Below are 19,154 nucleotides of genomic sequence, written 5' to 3' on the forward strand. Positions count from 1 at the left end.
TGATGCAAATCTATAAAGATTGTAGTTTCATGACCAATTATTATCATATAATTATAAAGAGGTTAACGTTAGAAAGAGTGATTACCGATGAAATGGCTCAAAAAGACATTGAATAAATGGTTTTTCCAAAATGACGAGATGATGGAAGAATATGAAGAATACGACCATCATGAGATAGAAGAAGAGTTGCAAGAACATACATACGAAAAAGAGCAGCAAAGACCAAAGTTTCGTTTTCCATTGATTCCGGATGAAGAGTTGCAGCGGCCAAAAAATGAATTTATCAATCAACCGATAGACACAAAGAACAATTTCCCTATAAACAATGGGCCCCAACAAGAGAAGGGTTCATTGATCTACGATGTGGAAGTATCAAGAATACACGAGTTATTGGAAATGCGCATACAAAATAAGAAAAAATCGGCCAGTTCGAAACATAAGGTCCCCCCTCGATACGCCGAGCGATTGTTGGAGAAGGAAAATAAACGGAAACCTGTACAGAAAAAGAAGGAGCAACCCGCAGAAAAAGAAAAAGTCCAAATGCCGTTCAATCGAAGAAGATTTATCCCAACCGATGTCCCTTCACCGGTTTATGGATTTCAAAAACCACAACCGATCAATGCCTTGCTGGCCAAGAAACGCGGAACCAATGAGCAGGAAAATCCTGATGGAAAAGAAGAAGTATCGGCGACGATTGAAAAAAGCCCGGGCACACTGGTTGTAGAGGAACTTGATAAACAGATTGAAAAAGTGAAGGAAGAAGTCGAACAAATCCTTCATCAAACGAAAGAAAGCATGTCGATTTCGATTGAAGAAGGTGAATTCACGGATGCCCCATCCGGCAATGTCGAAAAGGATTTCGTAGAAAATGGCGGAAGTGTGCCAATATTGGTGGAAACCCCAAATGAAGAAACAGTGAAGGCGGCGCAATTTTCGGATGAATGGCATGCCGCGGAAGAACATCATGATCGGGATTCCGAAACTATTGGATTGAATGATGTTCAAGAAGAAATTGACAACCCATTATATGAAGAAGAGGATGAAGAATATTCACCATCCGAAAGCGTTGGCGAATGGGACGTTCCACCGTTGCCAAATGAGCAGGTGCAACCAGATTTTCCGGTGGGAAGCGTTGTGGATGACGGGTTGGATCAACAGGAAGAGGCAGGGGTTGAACAAGAACAGCAAGAACAGCCGTCACCGGTTGAAGCAGATCCTCTGAACGAAAAAATGGATCCCCGAACGGAAGATTTTTCGACAGCATTAGAAGATGAAAGGTTCCATGTCTCTGACAATCGCGCTTCAGAAACAATGGGGGCAAAAACCGGGGGATTCTCCCACGGGGAAGCGACAGTTCATCTTTCTTCCAAAGAGGATTCCGATGAAGGAAGTCATCCCGCATCCCTGCAGGAATCTTCTGCGGCGAATGACAATCAAACGAGGAAAAAGCCGATACCGTTTAACGTGATCATGTTAAAGTCGGATAAAGAAAAATTGGCGAAAAGAATGCAATGGCAAACCGGGGAGAAAAACCAGCACAATCATAATGGATTGACGGAGAAAAAGGTTGAAATCGAGCTGAAAAACCACGAAAATACATTAGGGTCGGAAATAAAGGGTGAAAATGCAATCAACCCATTTGAACATTCGACTCAGGCCGATGATCAATCGGGAAGCGGGACCAACCGCCATGAAACATTGAACGAGCCGGCGGAAAGTAATGAATCCCATTACATCAAGCCGCTGCTCAGTTATTTGACACCTCCGGAAACATCGACGGAAGACTATGAATGGATGGAGAGTCAGGCGGAAAAACTTGTGGAAACTTTGTCCTATTTCCAAGTGAGCGCCAAAGTGGAATCGATTATGCAAGGCCCGGCGGTTACCCAGTTTGAAATTACAGTGGGGCATGGAACGAAAGTTAGCAAGATCCGCAATTTGGCGGATGACTTAAAGCTTGCCCTTGCTGCGAAAGATATCCGCATCCAGGCACCAATTCCGGGAAAAAACACCATCGGGATTGAGATACCAAATCGCATTTCCAGGGCGGTGCGATTATCGGAAGTGGCCAATAGCGAACAGTTCCTAAATTCGGATTCGCCATTGGAGGCTGCCCTAGGTTTAGATTTAACGGGGACGCCGGTGACAATCGATTTGCGCAAAATGCCCCATGGATTGATTGCCGGGGCAACCGGATCCGGAAAATCGGTGTGCATCAACTCCATTTTAGTGAGTCTTTTGTTGAAGGCTGAACCGAGTGAATTGCGATTGATGCTCATTGACCCAAAAGTGGTGGAATTGGCGCCGTATAATCATATTCCGCACCTTGTCAGCCCGGTGATTACCGATGTAAAAGCGGCTACCGCGGCGTTGAAGTGGGCGGTGGATGAGATGGAACGGAGATATCAATTGTTCGCCCATGCAGGTGTACGGGATTTGCCAAGATATAATAGACTGGTGGAACAAGAAGGAAAACTCCGTCTAAAACTGCCTTATATTTTAATTGTGATTGATGAATTGGCGGATTTGATGATGATGGCTCCGCATGATGTGGAAGAATCCATTTGCCGGATTGCCCAAAAGGCGAGGGCTTGCGGCATCCATTTGATTGTCGCTACACAACGTCCATCCGTTGACGTCATCACCGGTTTGATCAAATCGAATATTCCAACGCGCATTGCGTTTTCTGTATCTTCTCAAATCGACTCCCGCACGATTTTGGATAGCCAAGGCGCAGAAAGGTTGCTTGGGCGGGGCGACATGCTTTATTTAGGAAACGGGATGAGCGACCCGATCCGCTTGCAAGGCACTTTTGTGACGGATGATGAAATTGAAGCGATCATTCAACATGTGAAAGAGCAAGGGGAGCCTGATTATTTCTTTGAGCAAGAGGAACTCTTGAAAAAAGTGGAGATGGTGGAAGAGCAGGACGAATTGTTTGAAGACGTATGCCGGTTTGTATTTGAACAAGGTGCGGCATCCACCTCTTTAATTCAAAGAAAATATCACATCGGATACAATCGGGCGGCCCGATTGATAGAGATGCTTGAAAGCTATGGTTTTGTATCTGAACAAAAAGGGAGCAAGCCGAGGGAAGTTTACATTACCGAATCGGATTTGGCGGAGCTATTCGATTGATCGGAAATGCTTCCGCGGCAATACGAGGGGCTGGCCCCCTCTCATTTTTTTCGAACGAATAAATAAAACCGTGCTATAATGGTATAGGTTTTTGAATTACTAAAAATGTATAAACTAGACATAAACTTAATATTTATTCATTAGGGTTAATCCCTGGGAGGTTTTTGAACATGACAATTTATCATTTCACAGGCATAAAAGGTTCGGGAATGAGTTCACTTGCTCAAATATTGTTTGATTCCGGCGAAACGGTGCAAGGCTCGGATGTCGAAACGTATTACTTTACCGAACAGCCTTTAAGAGAAAGAAATATAAAAATCTTAAAATTCGATCCTGACAATATCCAGCCGGGAATGACCGTCATCGCAGGGAATGCCTTTCCTGACAGTCATCCGGAAATCGTTCGTGCAAAGGAACTGGGCGTTGATGTGATCCGTTATCATAAATTTTTAGGGGAATATATAAAGAAATTTACTTCGATTGCCATTACGGGCGCTCATGGAAAAACAACGACAACCGGCTTAATGAGCCATGTGATCGGCGGTTATAAGCCGACATCTTACTTGATCGGGGACGGTACAGGATTAGGAAAAAAAGATGCGTCATATTTTGTGATGGAAGCTTGTGAATATCGGCGCCACTTTCTTGCCTACCATCCAGATTATGCAATCATGACCAATATCGATTTTGATCATCCGGATTATTTCTCGGATATTGAAGATGTTTTTTCAGCTTTTCAAGAATTGGCACTTCAAGTGAAGAAAGCCATCATCGCTTGGGGCGACGATGAGCATTTGCAAAAAATTCAAGCCAATGTGCCGGTAATCTATTACGGGTTTGGAGATCGGAATGATTTCATAGCGAAAAATATTGAAAAAACAACAGAAGGGTCCAGTTTTGAAGTATATGTCCGCAATGAATATTATGATCGTTTCTTCATTCCATTGTTTGGAGACCATGCCATCCTGAATTCGTTGGCCGTCATCGCATTATGCCACTATGAAGGGGTTCCGGTAAACATCATCAAAGAACGCATGAAAACGTTCCATGGTGTAAAAAGACGTTTTACGGAGACGAAAATTGGCAATAATGTTCTTGTCGATGATTATGCGCACCATCCAACCGAAATTGTGGCAACGATTCAGTCAGCGAGACAAAAATATCCGGACCGGGAAATCGTGGCGATTTTCCAGCCTCACACATTCAGCAGAACGGAAGCATTTCTGCAGCAGTTTGCCGATAGTTTAAAAATGGCGGATTCTGTCTATTTATGTGATATATTCAGTTCAGCCCGTGAACATAACGGAAATTTATCGATAGAAGATTTGGCGGCGCTGATTGATGGAAGCGAAATCCTCCGTAATGAAGGAATTGAAAATTTGAAAAAACATTCTGATGCTGTCTTTCTTTTTATGGGAGCAGGGGATGTAAACAAATACCAAAAAGCATTTGAAGACATACTAAGAACGGGTGCATAGTCCTTTTGAAATGTGGCGAAAATATTTCAATACGGACAAAAAAGGAGCTGTAAAACGCTCCTTTTTTTAACAGTAGAAGGAGAAATAAAAATTTTGTCGAATAATATTAAAGAAGCTATCAATTTTGGGAGGTCTTCAGCATGGAAGTGATCTTATATATCTCGGCACTGGTTGCTGCAATTGCTTTCCTGGTACTTTGCATTAGCATAGGTGCTACATTATTTTCTTTAAAAGGAATATTGAAAAGTATTGCAGGAACGGTTGCGGGCATGGAGAAACAAATGGAGGGAATCACCCGCGAAACGACTTTTCTGTTGGAAAAGACCAATACTTTAGCTGCTGACATTGCGGAAAAATCAGAGAAACTGAACACTGTGGTGGATGCGGTTAAAAATATAGGAGTTTCCATCAATAATTTAAACAACTCCATCAACAAAATTACGGATTCCATTTCCAAAGAAGTGGACAAAAATGAAGAAAAAATTGCCCAGGTTGTTCAATGGAGCAATGTGGTGATGGATATCGCTGAAAGATGGAAACAACGAAAAGCCCAACCGGATGTGGTTGAAGCGGCGGATCAATCTGGTACGTCAGTGAAGCGCCGGAAATAAAAAAAAGGGGGAAGGCAAATGCCGGGGGATAAAACAAATTTCAACGAAGTGAAAGACCAACAAGCAGTACAAGAATCTCTTGTCCAGGAGACCAGAGAGGAGGAAACAATCAATATGAAAGATTTCGTCATCGGCGCACTCGTCGGAGGAATTGTAGGCGCAGCGGTCGGATTGTTACTGGCTCCGAAAACAGGGAAAGATTTGCGCAGTGATGTGTTAGAGCAAGCCAGCAATATTCGGCAAAAGGGGATCGTTCTGACATCCACTGCGAAAGAAAAAACCGCCCAACTGTCAAGCCAAATAAAAGAGCAGTCATCCCATTTAGTGGATAAAGTGAAATCGAAAAAAGACAAATCTCCTCAAGTGTTTGATGACGGTACGGTTTCATATGAGGAAAATCTGAATGATGCCTATGATGGCGCAGATATTTCGGAAGTGGCCCGTCCATCATCGATCTAAACGGATAAACAAAGAAAAGAGCAAATTGGGAAAACAGCGGGTTTTCCAATTTGCTCTTTTTGTTCTATAAGCGATAGATCATTTTCTCACTGCAGGATGTCCAATTAATCGAATCTCTAATATGTCCCCGCCAAAAATTTCTGTGTCGAAAGAAATCGGTTCGCCGTTTCGAAGGATTGAAAACTGCCCTTTGAAATCTTCAGGAATTTTCCAGTTTGAAAATTTGAATACATCTTGGAAAGTCCAAGGACTCGGGTCTTTTTCGATCACTTGCAACGAAGCGCCATTATATACCGTTGAGGTAGGTTGTACAATCAGTCCGTTCATGAGGACTTCATATCTGGTTTTTTTCAATTCCAATGGTTGATTTTGAAATGTTACAGTAATGGAGTCCTCCAAAGGGATATTCAATTGATCAAAAACAGCCTGAACGGTTGGAGGGGATGTCGGCGCTTGAATCGTTAAAACATCACCATCTTCAATCGGATAAGACAATTTTGCAGCCCGTCCATTTAAGAGAAAACTTGCAGTGTATTCAGGCATATACACCGGTTGACCGTCAACTTTGACGATGAAAGTTTGAGAATTAATAAGATCATGCCGATGGATATGCTCCAAGAAATCCTGGATGGTTTCAATCGGTTGGAAAAGAATTTGGTCCCGGTCTTTTAACTCTTTATCGAGGGATGATGGTTCCCCGTTTAATTTAACAATCGGTTCGACAAAATAAGTTTGTTCATTCAATTGGATTTTTTTCGTGGAAGCCTGGTCGATGATATCACGGATTGTCGCTTGTGCATTTTTTCCGTCTTCACCAGGGATGACGGTGATTTCATCGCCATCCTGGATCGGTGTTTTTGAGGAAGCTTCCTCGCCATTCACCAATATGGTTGCCGGACTTCCATGCTCTCCCGGAACAAATATATCTTGTCCATTAATGGTGATGGAAATGCCCTGTCCCGGTTTTCCGTATAAATGTTTTGCACTGATGTTTGCCGCCAGGAAGGCATCGCTTACCGTCATTTCTTTTGTTTCGAATAACCGGACAACCTGGTTGTTGACTGTGACAGACATATAGTGAATAGGATATTTTCTGGCGGCGATGGCAATGCCGATAGGTGTTACAAGGTCAGGTCTCGTTTCAATGGATTCATCTTTCGTTAAATTCTGGATGGCACTGATATCCCGTACCGCCACACGATTTTTTGGCAATTGCAATATATGGCAAAGTTCTTCCGGCAGTTTCGGCGTCAAGCTTCCTCCCCCAATGAGCATGACGGCTTTTGGGGGAACTTGATTGTTCAATTTCAAAATTTCATTACCGATGGCAGTCGCCAATTGTTTAATGGCCGGCTCAATGGTTTGGATCACTTCTTCGCTTGGGATTTCCTGTTCAAATCCCAAAATATCTTGAATGGTAACGGTTTCGTCCGTGTTCAATTTTCGTTTGACGGCTTCTGCAACAGGGAAGTCCAGCAAATATTGGTCACATAGACTTTCAGTGATTTCATCGCCCGCTGTCGGCACCATACCATAGGCAATGATCGTGTTGTTGTTTGTGATGGCGATGTCCGATGTACCTGCCCCTATATCGACCAACGCCACATTTAAGCGTCGCATTGTGGGAGGGATCAGGACATTGATTGCGGCAATGGGTTCCAAAGTCAAAGCTTCCATTTCCAAATCCGCTCTCTTTAATGCCGCCAACAATGACTCGATGACGATCCGGGGAAGGAAAGTGGCGATGACTTCGACCGCAGCTTCATTTCCCCGTTGATCCAAGAGGCTTCCGATTTCCTGTCCGTCAAGGATATAGTGCAGGACGGAATAACCTACACAATAATAATGGTTTGAGTCATTTTCCTGCTTCCCGAGTAGTTGGACTTGCGCTTGTTGCACGGCCTGCAATTCCAGACGATTGATATCTTCCTGCGTAAAAATGGGGCGGTTTGCGATATTCGTTGTCACGCGGGCCTGTTCGGTTTTCAACGCCCGTCCGGCAGCGGCCACATTGACTTTCGTCAAAGGGCCGTGTTTTTTTTCCAACTCATCTTTGATTTCTTTAATTAATTCCGCCACGTATAAAACATTATGTATTTGACCGTCAATCATCGCCCGTTCTTTATGTTCTTTCATCAGCATATCGACAACATGATAATGGTCGTTTTCTTCTTCCAAAATAATTCCGACGACCGACCGGGTTCCAATGTCCAAAGCGAATATTTTGGAACTCAATAAAACCACTTCCTTTCTAAAAATAGCTTCATATACTTTCACGAGTTGAAGCGCTAAATTAAAAGACGTGACATTCGGAATTTTCTTGATTATAATATGGATATTATCTTAAAATGTAACATACATTTCAGTCTTCTGAAAGTGTTGTATTTAAGTAGGGAGGAGTAGTAGGGATATGAGTGAACAAAAAAAATTAGAGGAACTTCGCAAGCAAATTGATGATCTGAACTTGGAAATTCTCCGATTGATCAACGAACGTGCCGAAATTGTAAATGAAATTGGGAAAATCAAAGAAAAACAAGGGGTCAACCGATACGATCCATTGCGTGAACGTCACATGTTGGATTTGTTGAGAAAGCATAACAAAGGTCCGTTAAATCAAATGACGGTTGATTATATTTTTAAAACAATCTTTAAAACCGCTTTGAAACAATTAGAAGCGGATACGAAAAAAGAATTGCTTGTTTCCCGTAAGAAAAAACCTGAAGATACGATTATTGAAATCAACGGCGAAAAAATCGGTGCAGGTGAGCCAACATTCATCTTTGGTCCATGTTCGGTGGAATCTTACGAACAAACAGCCCAAGTGGCCGCTTCCATCAAAGCGAAAGGATTGAAGTTCATCCGTGGCGGTGCTTACAAACCTCGTACATCACCTTACGATTTCCAAGGATTGGGCTTGGAAGGACTAAAAATTTTAAAACGCATTTCAGAAGAGTATGGTTTAGCCGTTGTTACTGAAATTGTGACACCTGGGCATATTGAAGAAGCGTTGGATTATGTGGATGTCATCCAAATCGGTGCCCGCAACATGCAAAACTTTGAATTGTTAAAAGCGGTCGGTGAAACAAATAAACCGGTATTACTAAAACGCGGTTTGGCAGCAACAATCGATGAGTTTATCCATGCAGCTGAATACATCATGTCCAAAGGCAATGAAAACATTATGCTTTGCGAACGCGGAATCCGCACATACGAAAGAGCTACACGCAACACATTGGACATTTCGGCAGTTCCTATTTTAAAACAAGAAACCCACTTGCCTGTATTTGTTGACGTAACGCATTCGACAGGCCGCCGTGACTTATTGTTGCCATGCGCAAAAGCAGCCATTGCAATTGGTGCAGATGGTGTGATGGCGGAAGTGCATCCGGATCCATCAGTCGCATTATCCGATTCCCAACAACAAATGGATTTGAAACAATTTGACGAGTTCTTCGAAGAGCTTCAAAAATTCATGAAACAGTACGAATACAAAGCATAATGATGCGGCTATCCAATCATCATGATTGGGTAGTTTTTCTTTTCGGCGGGGTAGTGATAATATCCTAATTATGAACAATAATTATTATATTTTTTTGAACTCCTCCTATGTATTGAAAAAATTAAGCAAAATATCGTATTATGAAGACAATAATAAATAAAAAGGGAGGGAATCCTTTGACTGTTACAATCTATGATGTTGCCCGTGAAGCGAATGTTTCCATGGCCACAGTATCCCGGGTAGTGAACGGCAGCCAAAATGTAAAGCCTTCTACCCGCAAAAAAGTGCTTGAAGTGATTGAACGGCTTGAATATCGTCCAAATGCAGTCGCCAGAGGACTCGCAAGCAAAAAAACAACGACAGTCGGTGTCATCATTCCTGATATTTCAAATAATATTTATGCGGAGGCTGCCCGCGGGATCGAAGATATTGCCACAATGTACCGCTACAATATCATTCTGGCGAATTCAGACCAAAAGGAAGAAAAAGAATTATCCCTGCTTGATACGATGTTAGGGAAACAAGTAGACGGCATCGTCATGATGAGCGATGCGGTAACACCAAAATTACTTCAGACAATGGAAAATTCTCCAGTACCAATCGTACTTGCCGGTTCCATCGATGAATCAAAAAAATTACCTTCAGTCAATATCGATTATTTCCAAGCCACTTATGAAGCGATAAAAATGTTAATAGACAACGGCCATAAGCGCATTGCCTTCATCAGCGGACCATTAAGTTATACAATCAATGCGAAATATAAACTTGAAGCTTATAAAAAAGCGTTGCAAGACGCCGGATTGGAAGTGGATGAAGCGTTGATTGTAGCCGAAGACGATTCGTATGATGGCGGCATGGAAGCGTGGAAAGAATTGAATGAAATCGAAAATCCTCCAACAGCTTACTTTGCCGGAAGCGATGAGTTGGCCATCGGAATCATCCATGCAGCACAGGATCATGGAATAAAAGTTCCGGAAGATATCGAAGTCATCAGCTTTGAAAACTCCAAATTGGCCCGCATGGTGAGACCTCAATTGACGAGTGTCGTACTTCCTTTATACGAAATTGGTGCGGTATCGATGAGATTATTGACAAAATTCCTGAACAAGGAAGAAGTGAAGGATCAGAACGTCATTTTGCCTTATCGTATTGAAAAGCGCGACTCCGTAAAAGTGAAATCAATGAAAAACAAATAAAAAGGTGTAGACAAAGTCTCTTGTGATTTTGTCTACACTTTTTCTTTATAGGCCGCTGTTTTTTTCAGAGCGGATAATATTTAAAGCTTTTGTGAGCATTTGCGCATTTTTTTCTTCAATTTCCGCTTTCCGTGGAATCGGTTCGAACAATGGGTTTGGATCTTCCCATGTCGGGATGAGCGGCACCGGTGCTTCTTTTTGCCATTTGTCCAACCATTCTTCGGGAAGCTTTCCTGTTGGAATCGGAAGATCATTCATCTCGAGCCAAATCATTGACCATGCTCTTGGCACAACCCGCCACATATCATATCCTCCGCCGCCGACAGCGATCCATCGTCCATCACAATATTCATGGGCCAATTCGTGGGCAAGTTTGGGGATTTCCCGATATATTTTCATGGAAGCGTTCAGATGGGTCAATGGATCAAAATAATGGGCATCCGCTCCATTTTGGGTAAAGAGTACATCCGGTTTAAAATAATCAATGACTTCTCTCAAGGCTTGTTCATAGATCAAGAGGAAACTGTCATCTTCCGTAAAGGCTTCCAGCGGGAAGTTGAAAGATGTTCCATAGCCTTGTCCATTTCCTCTTTCACTGATGTTTCCCGTGCCCGGAAAAAGATATCTACCGGTTTCGTGAATGGAGAAGGTGCAGACGCTTGGGTCATCATAAAAGGTCCATTGCACACCGTCGCCATGATGGGCATCGGTATCTACATAAAGGACGCGGGCATGGTATTTTTCCTGGATGTAACGGATCGCGATGGAACTATCGTTATAGATGCAAAATCCGCTTGCCCGTCCACGGAAACCATGATGCAACCCGCCGCCGAGATTTAAAGCATGTCTGCTTTTTCCCTGCATGACATAATCGACTGCTTGCAATGTGCCACCCACCAGCAAGCAGCTCGCTTCATGCATGTTGGGAAAAATCGGTGTATCTTCGGTTCCGATGCCGTATGGTTCCGTCTGTTCAGGGGTTAGAAGACCTTGTCCCGCTTTTTTTACGATGTCGATGTAACTTGGATCGTGGACCAATGCGATTTCCTCTTCCGTTGCAACCCTTGCCGGAACGATGTCTTCATCAGAAAGTGCGCCAATGTTTTTCAACAAATCCATTGTCAATATTAAGCGCTTATGATTAAATGGATGGCTTTCAGAAAATTTGTAGCTCAGTTGATCCGGTGAATATACAAATACTGCGTTTTTCATAAATTCACCCCTGGCAAATTGGGCCATAACACTTCAAAATCATTGTTGCGCAAATCTTTGATGATTGGCAATGGATTCATCATCCGGACACGGATCGAAATGATGCGGCTGTTTTCGTTTTCCGTATCAGGAAAGACGAGAATGCTCAATACATTGGCATGATGTTTTTTAAATAAAGTCAATACATCCGCCAATGTACCCACTTTATCTTTCAGCCGGATATCAATTTTGGAGGAAGGCTGATGTGCTCCGGTAAGTTCAATGTAAGCCGTCAACAAGTCGGTTGTTGTGACGATCCCGACCAGCTTCCCTCCGGATACGATTGGCAAACAGCTGATTTTTGATTCATAAAAGGTTAATGCAACATCCTCTACAAAATCCAAGGGATGGCCCACAATGATATCCTTCACCATAAATTGTTCGATCGGTGTATCGTAAATGGCGGAATTGTTTTCTTCTTTCAAACAGGAAGGCAATGCATTTTTCACGTCGTGGGAAGTGATAAGTCCCACGATATTCTCTTCCTCATCCACTATGGGAATGTGGCGGATATTTTTTTCTCTCATCAATTTCAGGGCATCATTTAAAGTATCCTTCGGTGTTAGCGTGTACACCTCTTTTTCCATGATTTGTTCGACGATCATGTGTTTGTCCCCCTTTTCAATACATGTACCGATATTTGAAACGCAACCTGTCAAAACGCGTGATGGTTTCATTATTCACACGTTCGCCGATGCGTACCATCAAACAATTGGCAGGGTGTGATGTAATTTCCGGATCATCGGTTGCGCAATATTCGAAACCGACCGTTTTCATCAGACCTTCCATCATTCGCCGATATTCCCATACATTCAGCCCGGTACCTTTCAAGTCCCAATGCCAATAATATTCCGTTGTAAAAATTAAATAATCTTCCATCTCATCCGCCATAAAAGAAACTTCCAACAACTTCTTTCCAACCCCGGTTCCACGATATGATGGTATCACTTCTATCGCGCCCAATTCCAGCACATTTTCTATTTTATCTTCCGACCATCTTTCCAGGGGGTCAGGATATAAATAAGTTACGTAGCCGATAATCGTATTATTATTGCGGGCGACAATAATTCTCCCTTCATCTAATCCGGCAATATCCACCAAAGCCTTTTTTTGCTGTTCTGGAGGACGGAAAGATGTTAAATTTTCATGAAATTCAAATTTTTCTAACATTTCAGGCGGCAATGGCCCTTCGACTGTCACAATGCCATGAGGCGTTTCCATATTTGCACAATGATAACTTTTTTTATGTAGCAATCAACTTCACCCCCGTTATCTATTAATTACATTATATGATAAAATACGCGTACAAAAGCAGAAATTTTACGAAAAACAAAGAAATTCATTAAATCTTAAAAATATTTTGCTAATTATAATAATTCATTGTAAAATGTAAAATATCATAGAAAGAAAGGGGATATTTAATGGGGATGAAAACGACTGAGAAATTAGCAGTTGTACCAGGGGATTATCATTTAAAGAATTATGAAGAAACTTACGCTAATTTCGACTGGAAGGAAGTTGAAAAGGCATTTACTTGGTATGAGACGGGGAAAGTAAATGCTGCTTATGAAGCGATCGATCGTCATGCCGAATCAGATCGAAAAGACAAAGTGGCTCTTTATTTTAGTAACGGGGATCGTAAAGAGTCATACACATTCGATGATATGAAGCGCATGACGAACAAAGCTGCCAATGTATTCAAACAATATGCAAATCTTGAAAAAGGGGATCGCTTATTTATCTTTATGCCAAGATCTCCGGAGTTGTACTTTGCGCTTTTGGGAGCATTGAAATGCGGTTTGATTGTAGGTCCGCTCTTTGAAGCATTCATGGAAGGAGCGGTGTATGACAGACTATCAAACAGTGAGGCAAAGGCGCTTGTAACTACACCTGAATTATTGAACCGGGTGCCGTTGGATCGTCTGCCTCATTTAGAAAAAGTGTTTATTGTCGGGGATCAAGTGGAAGAAAATGAGAAGATTGTAGATTTTAATAAAAGATTGGAAGAAGCATCCGGGGATTTCGACATCGTTTGGGTTGATCGGGAAGACGGAATGCTTTTACATTATACATCCGGATCAACGGGCGCTCCAAAAGGAGTATTGCATGTCCACAATGCAATGATTCAACACTATCAAACTGCCCGTTGGGTATTGGATTTGCATGATGATGACATTTACTGGTGTACAGCTGACCCAGGATGGGTAACAGGAACAGCTTACGGTATTTTCGGTCCATGGTTGAATGGAGTGACAAATGTCATTATCGGCGGACGTTTCAGTCCTGAAAGATGGTACGGTGCCATTGAAGAATATGGTGTTACCGTTTGGTATAGTGCACCAACTGCCTTCAGAATGTTGATGGGTGCCGGTACAGCGGTCTTAAAACAATTTGATTTGTCATCATTGCGACATGTACTGTCAGTAGGGGAACCTTTGAACCCTGAAGTAATTCGCTGGGGAATGAAAGAATTGGGACATCGTATTCACGATACTTGGTGGATGACAGAAACTGGTGGACACATGATTTGCAACTATCCTTGCATGGAAATCAAACCGGGTTCAATGGGTAAACCGATTCCTGGTGTTTATGCAACGATTGTTGATGATGAAGGAAATGAATTGCCACCATATACGATGGGGAATTTGGCGATCCGCAAAGGCTGGCCATCCATGATGAGGGCCATTTGGAAAAATCCGGAGCGATACCAACAATATTTCTTAAAAGATACTTGGTATGTTTCCGGAGATTCCGCATATAAAGATGAAGACGGATATTTCTGGTTCCAAGGTCGTGTTGACGATGTAATCATGACAGCCGGTGAACGGGTAGGTCCGTTTGAAGTGGAAAGCAAATTGATCGAACATCCGGATGTTGTCGAAGCGGGTGTTATCGGTAAACCGGATCCGGTTCGTGGCGAAATCATCAAAGCCTTTATTGTATTAAGACCTGGGGTAGAGCCGACAGAAGAATTAAAAGAAGATATTCGCCAATTTGTAAAAACTGGCTTAGCTGCCCATGCAGCACCTAGAGAAATTGAATTTAAGGATAAGCTTCCAAAAACACGAAGCGGTAAAATTATGCGCCGCGTGTTAAAAGCTTGGGAGTTGAATCTTCCAACCGGCGACTTATCCACAATGGAAGATGATTAATCTTACTCCATCCACCATGTGATTTGTTGAGCAAGATAATAATTATGCATCCACCGAAGGATAATTCATTTTTCAACAAATGAATATCCTTCGGTTTTTATTTAGTGAAAGTTTTAAAAAATATATAAACATACATTTGACTTTATATTTATACAAGTTTATACTAACAATATCTTACGGAAGAGGTGACTGCGTTGAAAGTTGGAATCATTGGAGCTACTGGATACGGTGGATTGGAATTGATCCGATTTTTACACAACCATCCAGAAGTAAAACAGATGGATTTATTTACGTCTTCTGATGAGGGAGTCATTTTTTCATCCAAATTTGGTCATTTATTGAATATACAAGATGTGCCCCTACAAAAAATAGATTATGAGACGTTGATGAACTATGATGTGGTGTTTACGAGCACGCCTAGTGGAGTGACAAGCAAGCTGTTGCCGCCGCTTGTGGGAAAAGGCCCGAAAATCATCGACTTATCCGGAGATTATCGGTTGAAAAATCTACAGGATTATGAAAAATGGTATAAAAAAGAGCCTGCTCCACAGGAAATAGTGGACAAAAGCGTCTATGGTTTGACGGAGTGGAATGAAGAGAATATTAAAGAAGCTCCGTTGATCGCGAACCCCGGATGTTACCCGACTGCAGTGTTATTATCCGTCCTTCCTTTAATCAAAGAAGGTTTAATCGATCCATCCTTTTTAGTAGTTGATGCAAAAAGCGGTGTTTCCGGTGCGGGAAACAAGCCGACAAAAATGACTCATTTCAGTGAAACAAATGAAAACTTCTCAATATATAAAATCAACGAACATCAACATATCCCTGAAATTGAGCAAGCCATTGAAATATTTACAAACGTGAAGGCGACAATCACTTTCAATACCCATCTTGTGCCGATGACAAGGGGAATTTTGGCCACTTCCTATGCACCGGTGGCAGATGGGGTGACAACGAAAGATTTGATTGAATGTTACCTGGAAACCTATAAACGCCATCCGTTCGTCCGCGTCATTACGGATGCGAATACGATCGGCACGAGCCGGGTAAAAGGTTCAAACTACTGTGATGTGTTCGCCAAAATTGATGAGCGGACAAATCGGGCTACAATCGTCAGTGTCATTGACAATTTAGTAAAAGGTGCGGCCGGCCAAGCGATTCAAAATATGAACGTTCAATTGGGCTATCCGCAGACGGTTGGGTTAGACGTTGTACCATTGTTTATTTAAATAGCGGTTACGGGAGAAATGGAGGATTTTAATGATGTCATCAATTGTAGAAATGAAATTATCGAGCAAGAATATTGTATCCCCGAAAGGATTTAAAGCTGCGGGAATCCACTGCGGCATCAAACATAAGAAAAAGGACTTGGCCGTTTTATACAGCGAAGTGCCTGCAAGTGTCGCCGGAGTTTTTACAACAAATAAAGTGCAAGCGGCTCCGATTAAAGTGACAAAAGAAGTGGTTTATGAAACGAAAAAAATGCAGGCGGTGATTGTAAACTCAGGAAACGCCAATGCTTGCACAGGAAAACAAGGGCTGCTTGATGCCTACGAAATGCAAAAATTGATTGCGGAAAAATTGGGCATCGACTCCAAACTTGTGGGCGTATCTTCAACAGGTGTCATTGGAGAACTGATGAAAATGGACCGCATCCGCGAAGGTGTAAAAAAGATTGAGCTCGGCAGCAAGCTTGAAAATGGGATTGATTTTGCCCAAGCGATTTTAACGACGGATACGGTGATGAAAAATACGACTTATTCCACAATCATCGATGGAAAAGAGGTCATCATTTCAGGAACGGCGAAAGGTTCAGGGATGATCGAACCGAATATGGCGACAATGCTTGCTTTTATTACGACGGACGCCAATATTGAATCCGATGTATTGCAAAAAGCATTGTCTGAAATTACAGATTTGACTTTCAATTGTATCACGGTTGATGGCGATACATCGACAAACGATATGGTATTGGTATTGGCGAATGGAATGGCGGGAAATAATCCGCTGACTCCGGAACATCCGGATTGGAACAATTTCTATAAAACATTGAAAATGGTTGCAGAAGACCTTGCTAAAGCAATTGCCCGCGACGGAGAAGGGGCAACGAAGCTCATCGAAGTGGAAGTGGAAGGGGCGGTTTCAGATGAAGAAGCCCGCAAAATTGCCAAAACGGTTGTAGGATCTCCTTTGGTTAAAACGGCGGTATTTGGTTGCGACGCCAACTGGGGCCGTATCATCGCCGCTGTCGGCTACAGCGGGGCTACGGTCGATCCTGAGAAAATCACCATCAAAATCGGCGATAAAACGATGGTTGAAAATGGTGAACCGATTCCATTTGATGAAGATGAATTGATCAAAATTTTAAAAGCCAATGAAGTAAAAATTCATGTTTCTTTGGCTCAAGGCGATGGTCACGGGTTTGCTTGGGGGTGCGATTTAACGTATGACTACGTCCAAATCAACGCAAGCTACCGCTCATAAGCGAATCGTCATCAAATTGGGGGGAAGTACATTAGAGGGCTTAAATGATGCGTTCTTTTCCAATTTTAAAACCCTCCAGGAAGAAGGGTATGAAGTGATCATTACCCACGGTGGAGGTCCCGCCATCAATCGGGAGCTGGAGAAGAGGGAAATCCCTACCGAAAAAATCAATGGCATCCGGGTGACGAACGAAGAGGCGATAGAAGTCGTTCAATCGACTTTGGTCGGCCTCGTGAATCCAAAGCTTGTCCATGATTTGAACCGGGCAGGCATCCATGCCATCGGTTTAAACGGGTTTGATATGAATCTTCTCCAATGTGAACTATTAGACTATGAAACTTATGGATATGTAGGAGAAATCAAAAAAATCAATACCCACATCATTGATATCCTCACCGCCAATCAGATTGTGCCGGTTGTCAGCTGCATTGGTGCTTCCGAAGAGGGGCAGGGGTTAAATATCAACGGTGATACGGTAGCAAGCGAAATTGCGTTAGCGGTAGGCGCTGAACGTCTGCTGTTGGTGACGGATGTATCCGGCATCCGGATTGGCGGTGAGTATCAAAAGCAAGCCACGCCTGAACAAATCCATCAATGGATTGAAGAAGGGGAGATTACAGGCGGTATGATACCGAAAGTGGAAGGCGCCATCCGGGTATTGAATGCCGGCATTCCTAAAGTGGAAATTGTTGACGATACGTTGACGGGTACGACAATAACAAGCAAGGAGTTAGTGAAATGAGTGCACTATTCAATACTTATGCAAGAAGACCAATCGCCCTTGTTGAAGGAAAAGGGACCATTGTAAAAGACCAAAACGGCAAAGAATATTTGGATTTTACGAGCGGAATTGCTGTTGTATCATTAGGGCATGCACATCCGGAACTTGTCAAAGCCCTTCAAGAACAAAGCGAAAAAATTTGGCATACGAGCAATTTATTCCAAGTTCCTGGTCAAGAAAAGCTCGCAGAATCATTGGTGAAAGATACGCATTTTTCTTACGCATTCTTCTGCAATAGCGGTGCGGAAGCAAACGAAGCGGCGATCAAGCTTGCCAGAAAACATACGGGAAAACATCATATCATCACCTTTAAACAATCCTTCCACGGCCGCACATTCGGTTCAATGAGTGCGACAGGGCAAGAAAAAATCCAAAAAGGCTTTGGGCCAATGTTGGAAAAATTCACGTACTTGCCATTCAATGATGTGGAAGCATTGAAAAATGCCGTTGACGATTCGGTGGCGGCCATCATGCTTGAAGTGATTCAAGGGGAAGGCGGCGTCAATCCGGTAACGGACGAGTTTGCAAAGGCCATTCAGGAAATTTGTGATAACAGCGATGTTTTATTAATTGTCGACGAAGTTCAAACGGGGATTGGAAGAACGGGAACCCGTTTTGCCTACGAACAGACGCCATTGAAACCGGATATTTTGTCCATGGCCAAAGGGCTTGGCGGCGGTTTCCCAATCGGCGGCATTTTAGGTACAAAAGAATTGTTTGACACGTTTGGTCCAGGATCCCACGGTACAACTTTTGGAGGAAATCCGTTGGGTGTCGCTGTTGCACAAAAAGTGATCGACATTGTGTTCCAAGATGAATTTTTGGCAGAAGTGAATAAGAAATCAGCCTATTTTGTTGAACAATTAAAAGCGGCATTCCCGCATGGCGAGTTTAAAGTTAAAGGGAAAGGGCTTCTTCTCGGATTGGAAAGTGAAAATGAAGTGGCGGAATACATCGGAAAATTGGAAGAAGCCGGATTGTTGGTTTGTCCTGCCGGCACGAATGTAATCCGATTGCTTCCACCGTTGACTGTAAGTTATGAAGAAATCGATGAAGCGGTTTCCATTTTGAAAAAAGTATTACTTGAGAAATAAAAATCAGCAGC

General features: G+C 42.7%; 15 protein-coding genes. 11 read left to right on the forward strand and 4 right to left on the reverse strand.

Annotated elements, in window-relative coordinates; genetic code table 11:
* Nucleotides 1-87 precede the first annotated feature (87 nt).
* The 4 genes from NSS77_RS11775 to NSS77_RS11790 all read left to right on the forward strand — a co-directional run bounded on the left by NSS77_RS11775 (nucleotide 88) and on the right by NSS77_RS11790 (nucleotide 5,686).
* Nucleotides 88-3,138: a DNA translocase FtsK gene (locus tag NSS77_RS11775; protein ID WP_342468897.1), complete on the forward strand. Its 3,051-nt coding sequence runs from the start codon at nucleotides 88-90 to the stop codon at nucleotides 3,136-3,138.
* Nucleotides 3,139-3,308: 170 nt separating this feature from the next.
* Entirely contained in the window at nucleotides 3,309-4,616 is a 1,308-nt protein-coding gene (murC, locus tag NSS77_RS11780; protein ID WP_342468898.1) for a UDP-N-acetylmuramate--L-alanine ligase, read from the forward strand.
* Between the two features lie 140 nt (nucleotides 4,617-4,756).
* Nucleotides 4,757-5,227, forward strand: a complete 471-nt coding sequence (locus NSS77_RS11785; protein WP_342468899.1) for a DUF948 domain-containing protein — start codon at nucleotides 4,757-4,759, stop codon at nucleotides 5,225-5,227.
* 18 nt (nucleotides 5,228-5,245) lie between these two features.
* Nucleotides 5,246-5,686: a YtxH domain-containing protein gene (locus NSS77_RS11790; RefSeq protein WP_342468900.1), complete on the forward strand. Its 441-nt coding sequence runs from the start codon at nucleotides 5,246-5,248 to the stop codon at nucleotides 5,684-5,686.
* A gap of 78 nt (nucleotides 5,687-5,764) precedes the next feature.
* Here the strand turns inward: NSS77_RS11790 and pilM are convergent, their stop codons facing one another.
* Nucleotides 5,765-7,921, reverse strand: a complete 2,157-nt coding sequence (gene pilM, locus NSS77_RS11795; RefSeq protein ID WP_342468901.1) for a pilus assembly protein PilM — start codon at nucleotides 7,919-7,921, stop codon at nucleotides 5,765-5,767.
* Between the two features lie 175 nt (nucleotides 7,922-8,096).
* Here pilM and NSS77_RS11800 point away from each other — a divergent pair, with 175 nt between their 5' ends.
* Nucleotides 8,097-9,185: a bifunctional 3-deoxy-7-phosphoheptulonate synthase/chorismate mutase gene (locus NSS77_RS11800; protein ID WP_342468902.1), complete on the forward strand. Its 1,089-nt coding sequence runs from the start codon at nucleotides 8,097-8,099 to the stop codon at nucleotides 9,183-9,185.
* 176 nt (nucleotides 9,186-9,361) lie between these two features.
* Complete coding sequence (gene ccpA, locus NSS77_RS11805) at nucleotides 9,362-10,381, forward strand: catabolite control protein A (RefSeq protein ID WP_342468903.1); 1,020 nt, start codon at nucleotides 9,362-9,364, stop codon at nucleotides 10,379-10,381.
* A 45-nt stretch (nucleotides 10,382-10,426) separates the two neighbouring features.
* Here the strand turns inward: ccpA and NSS77_RS11810 are convergent, their stop codons facing one another.
* Genes NSS77_RS11810 through NSS77_RS11820 form a run of 3 tightly spaced genes read right to left on the reverse strand, consistent with a single transcriptional unit; the run spans nucleotide 10,427 to nucleotide 12,886 of the window.
* On the reverse strand, nucleotides 10,427-11,593 hold the full coding sequence (locus NSS77_RS11810; RefSeq protein ID WP_342468904.1) for an acetoin utilization protein AcuC: 1,167 nt from the start codon (nucleotides 11,591-11,593) through the stop codon (nucleotides 10,427-10,429).
* Complete coding sequence (locus tag NSS77_RS11815; protein ID WP_342468905.1) at nucleotides 11,590-12,237, reverse strand: acetoin utilization AcuB family protein; 648 nt, start codon at nucleotides 12,235-12,237, stop codon at nucleotides 11,590-11,592. Before NSS77_RS11815 ends, NSS77_RS11810 begins: the two co-directional genes overlap by 4 nt.
* Before the next feature lie 16 nt (nucleotides 12,238-12,253).
* Entirely contained in the window at nucleotides 12,254-12,886 is a 633-nt protein-coding gene (locus NSS77_RS11820; RefSeq protein ID WP_342468906.1) for a GNAT family N-acetyltransferase, read from the reverse strand.
* 173 nt (nucleotides 12,887-13,059) lie between these two features.
* Between NSS77_RS11820 and acsA the strand changes: the two genes are divergently transcribed.
* From acsA to NSS77_RS11845, 5 genes are all read left to right on the forward strand, one after another.
* Complete coding sequence (gene acsA / locus NSS77_RS11825) at nucleotides 13,060-14,784, forward strand: acetate--CoA ligase (protein ID WP_342471269.1); 1,725 nt, start codon at nucleotides 13,060-13,062, stop codon at nucleotides 14,782-14,784.
* 194 nt (nucleotides 14,785-14,978) lie between these two features.
* Nucleotides 14,979-16,013, forward strand: a complete 1,035-nt coding sequence (gene argC, locus NSS77_RS11830; RefSeq protein WP_342468907.1) for an N-acetyl-gamma-glutamyl-phosphate reductase — start codon at nucleotides 14,979-14,981, stop codon at nucleotides 16,011-16,013.
* A gap of 34 nt (nucleotides 16,014-16,047) precedes the next feature.
* Nucleotides 16,048-17,268 (forward strand): bifunctional ornithine acetyltransferase/N-acetylglutamate synthase, encoded by a 1,221-nt coding sequence (gene argJ / locus NSS77_RS11835; RefSeq protein WP_342468908.1) that lies wholly within the window; start codon nucleotides 16,048-16,050, stop codon nucleotides 17,266-17,268.
* Nucleotides 17,231-18,010 carry an acetylglutamate kinase gene (gene argB, locus NSS77_RS11840; RefSeq protein ID WP_342468909.1) on the forward strand — a complete coding sequence of 260 codons (780 nt, stop codon included), beginning with the start codon at nucleotides 17,231-17,233 and terminating at the stop codon, nucleotides 18,008-18,010. The genes argJ and argB overlap by 38 nt, the downstream gene beginning before the upstream one ends.
* Nucleotides 18,007-19,143 carry an acetylornithine transaminase gene (locus NSS77_RS11845; RefSeq protein WP_342468910.1) on the forward strand — a complete coding sequence of 379 codons (1,137 nt, stop codon included), beginning with the start codon at nucleotides 18,007-18,009 and terminating at the stop codon, nucleotides 19,141-19,143. The genes argB and NSS77_RS11845 overlap by 4 nt, the downstream gene beginning before the upstream one ends.
* The last annotated feature ends 11 nt before the right edge of the window (nucleotides 19,144-19,154 follow it).

It is taken from the genome of Ureibacillus sp. FSL K6-3587 (assembly GCF_038593165.1).
Lineage (GTDB): Bacteria > Bacillota > Bacilli > Bacillales_A > Planococcaceae > Ureibacillus > Ureibacillus suwonensis.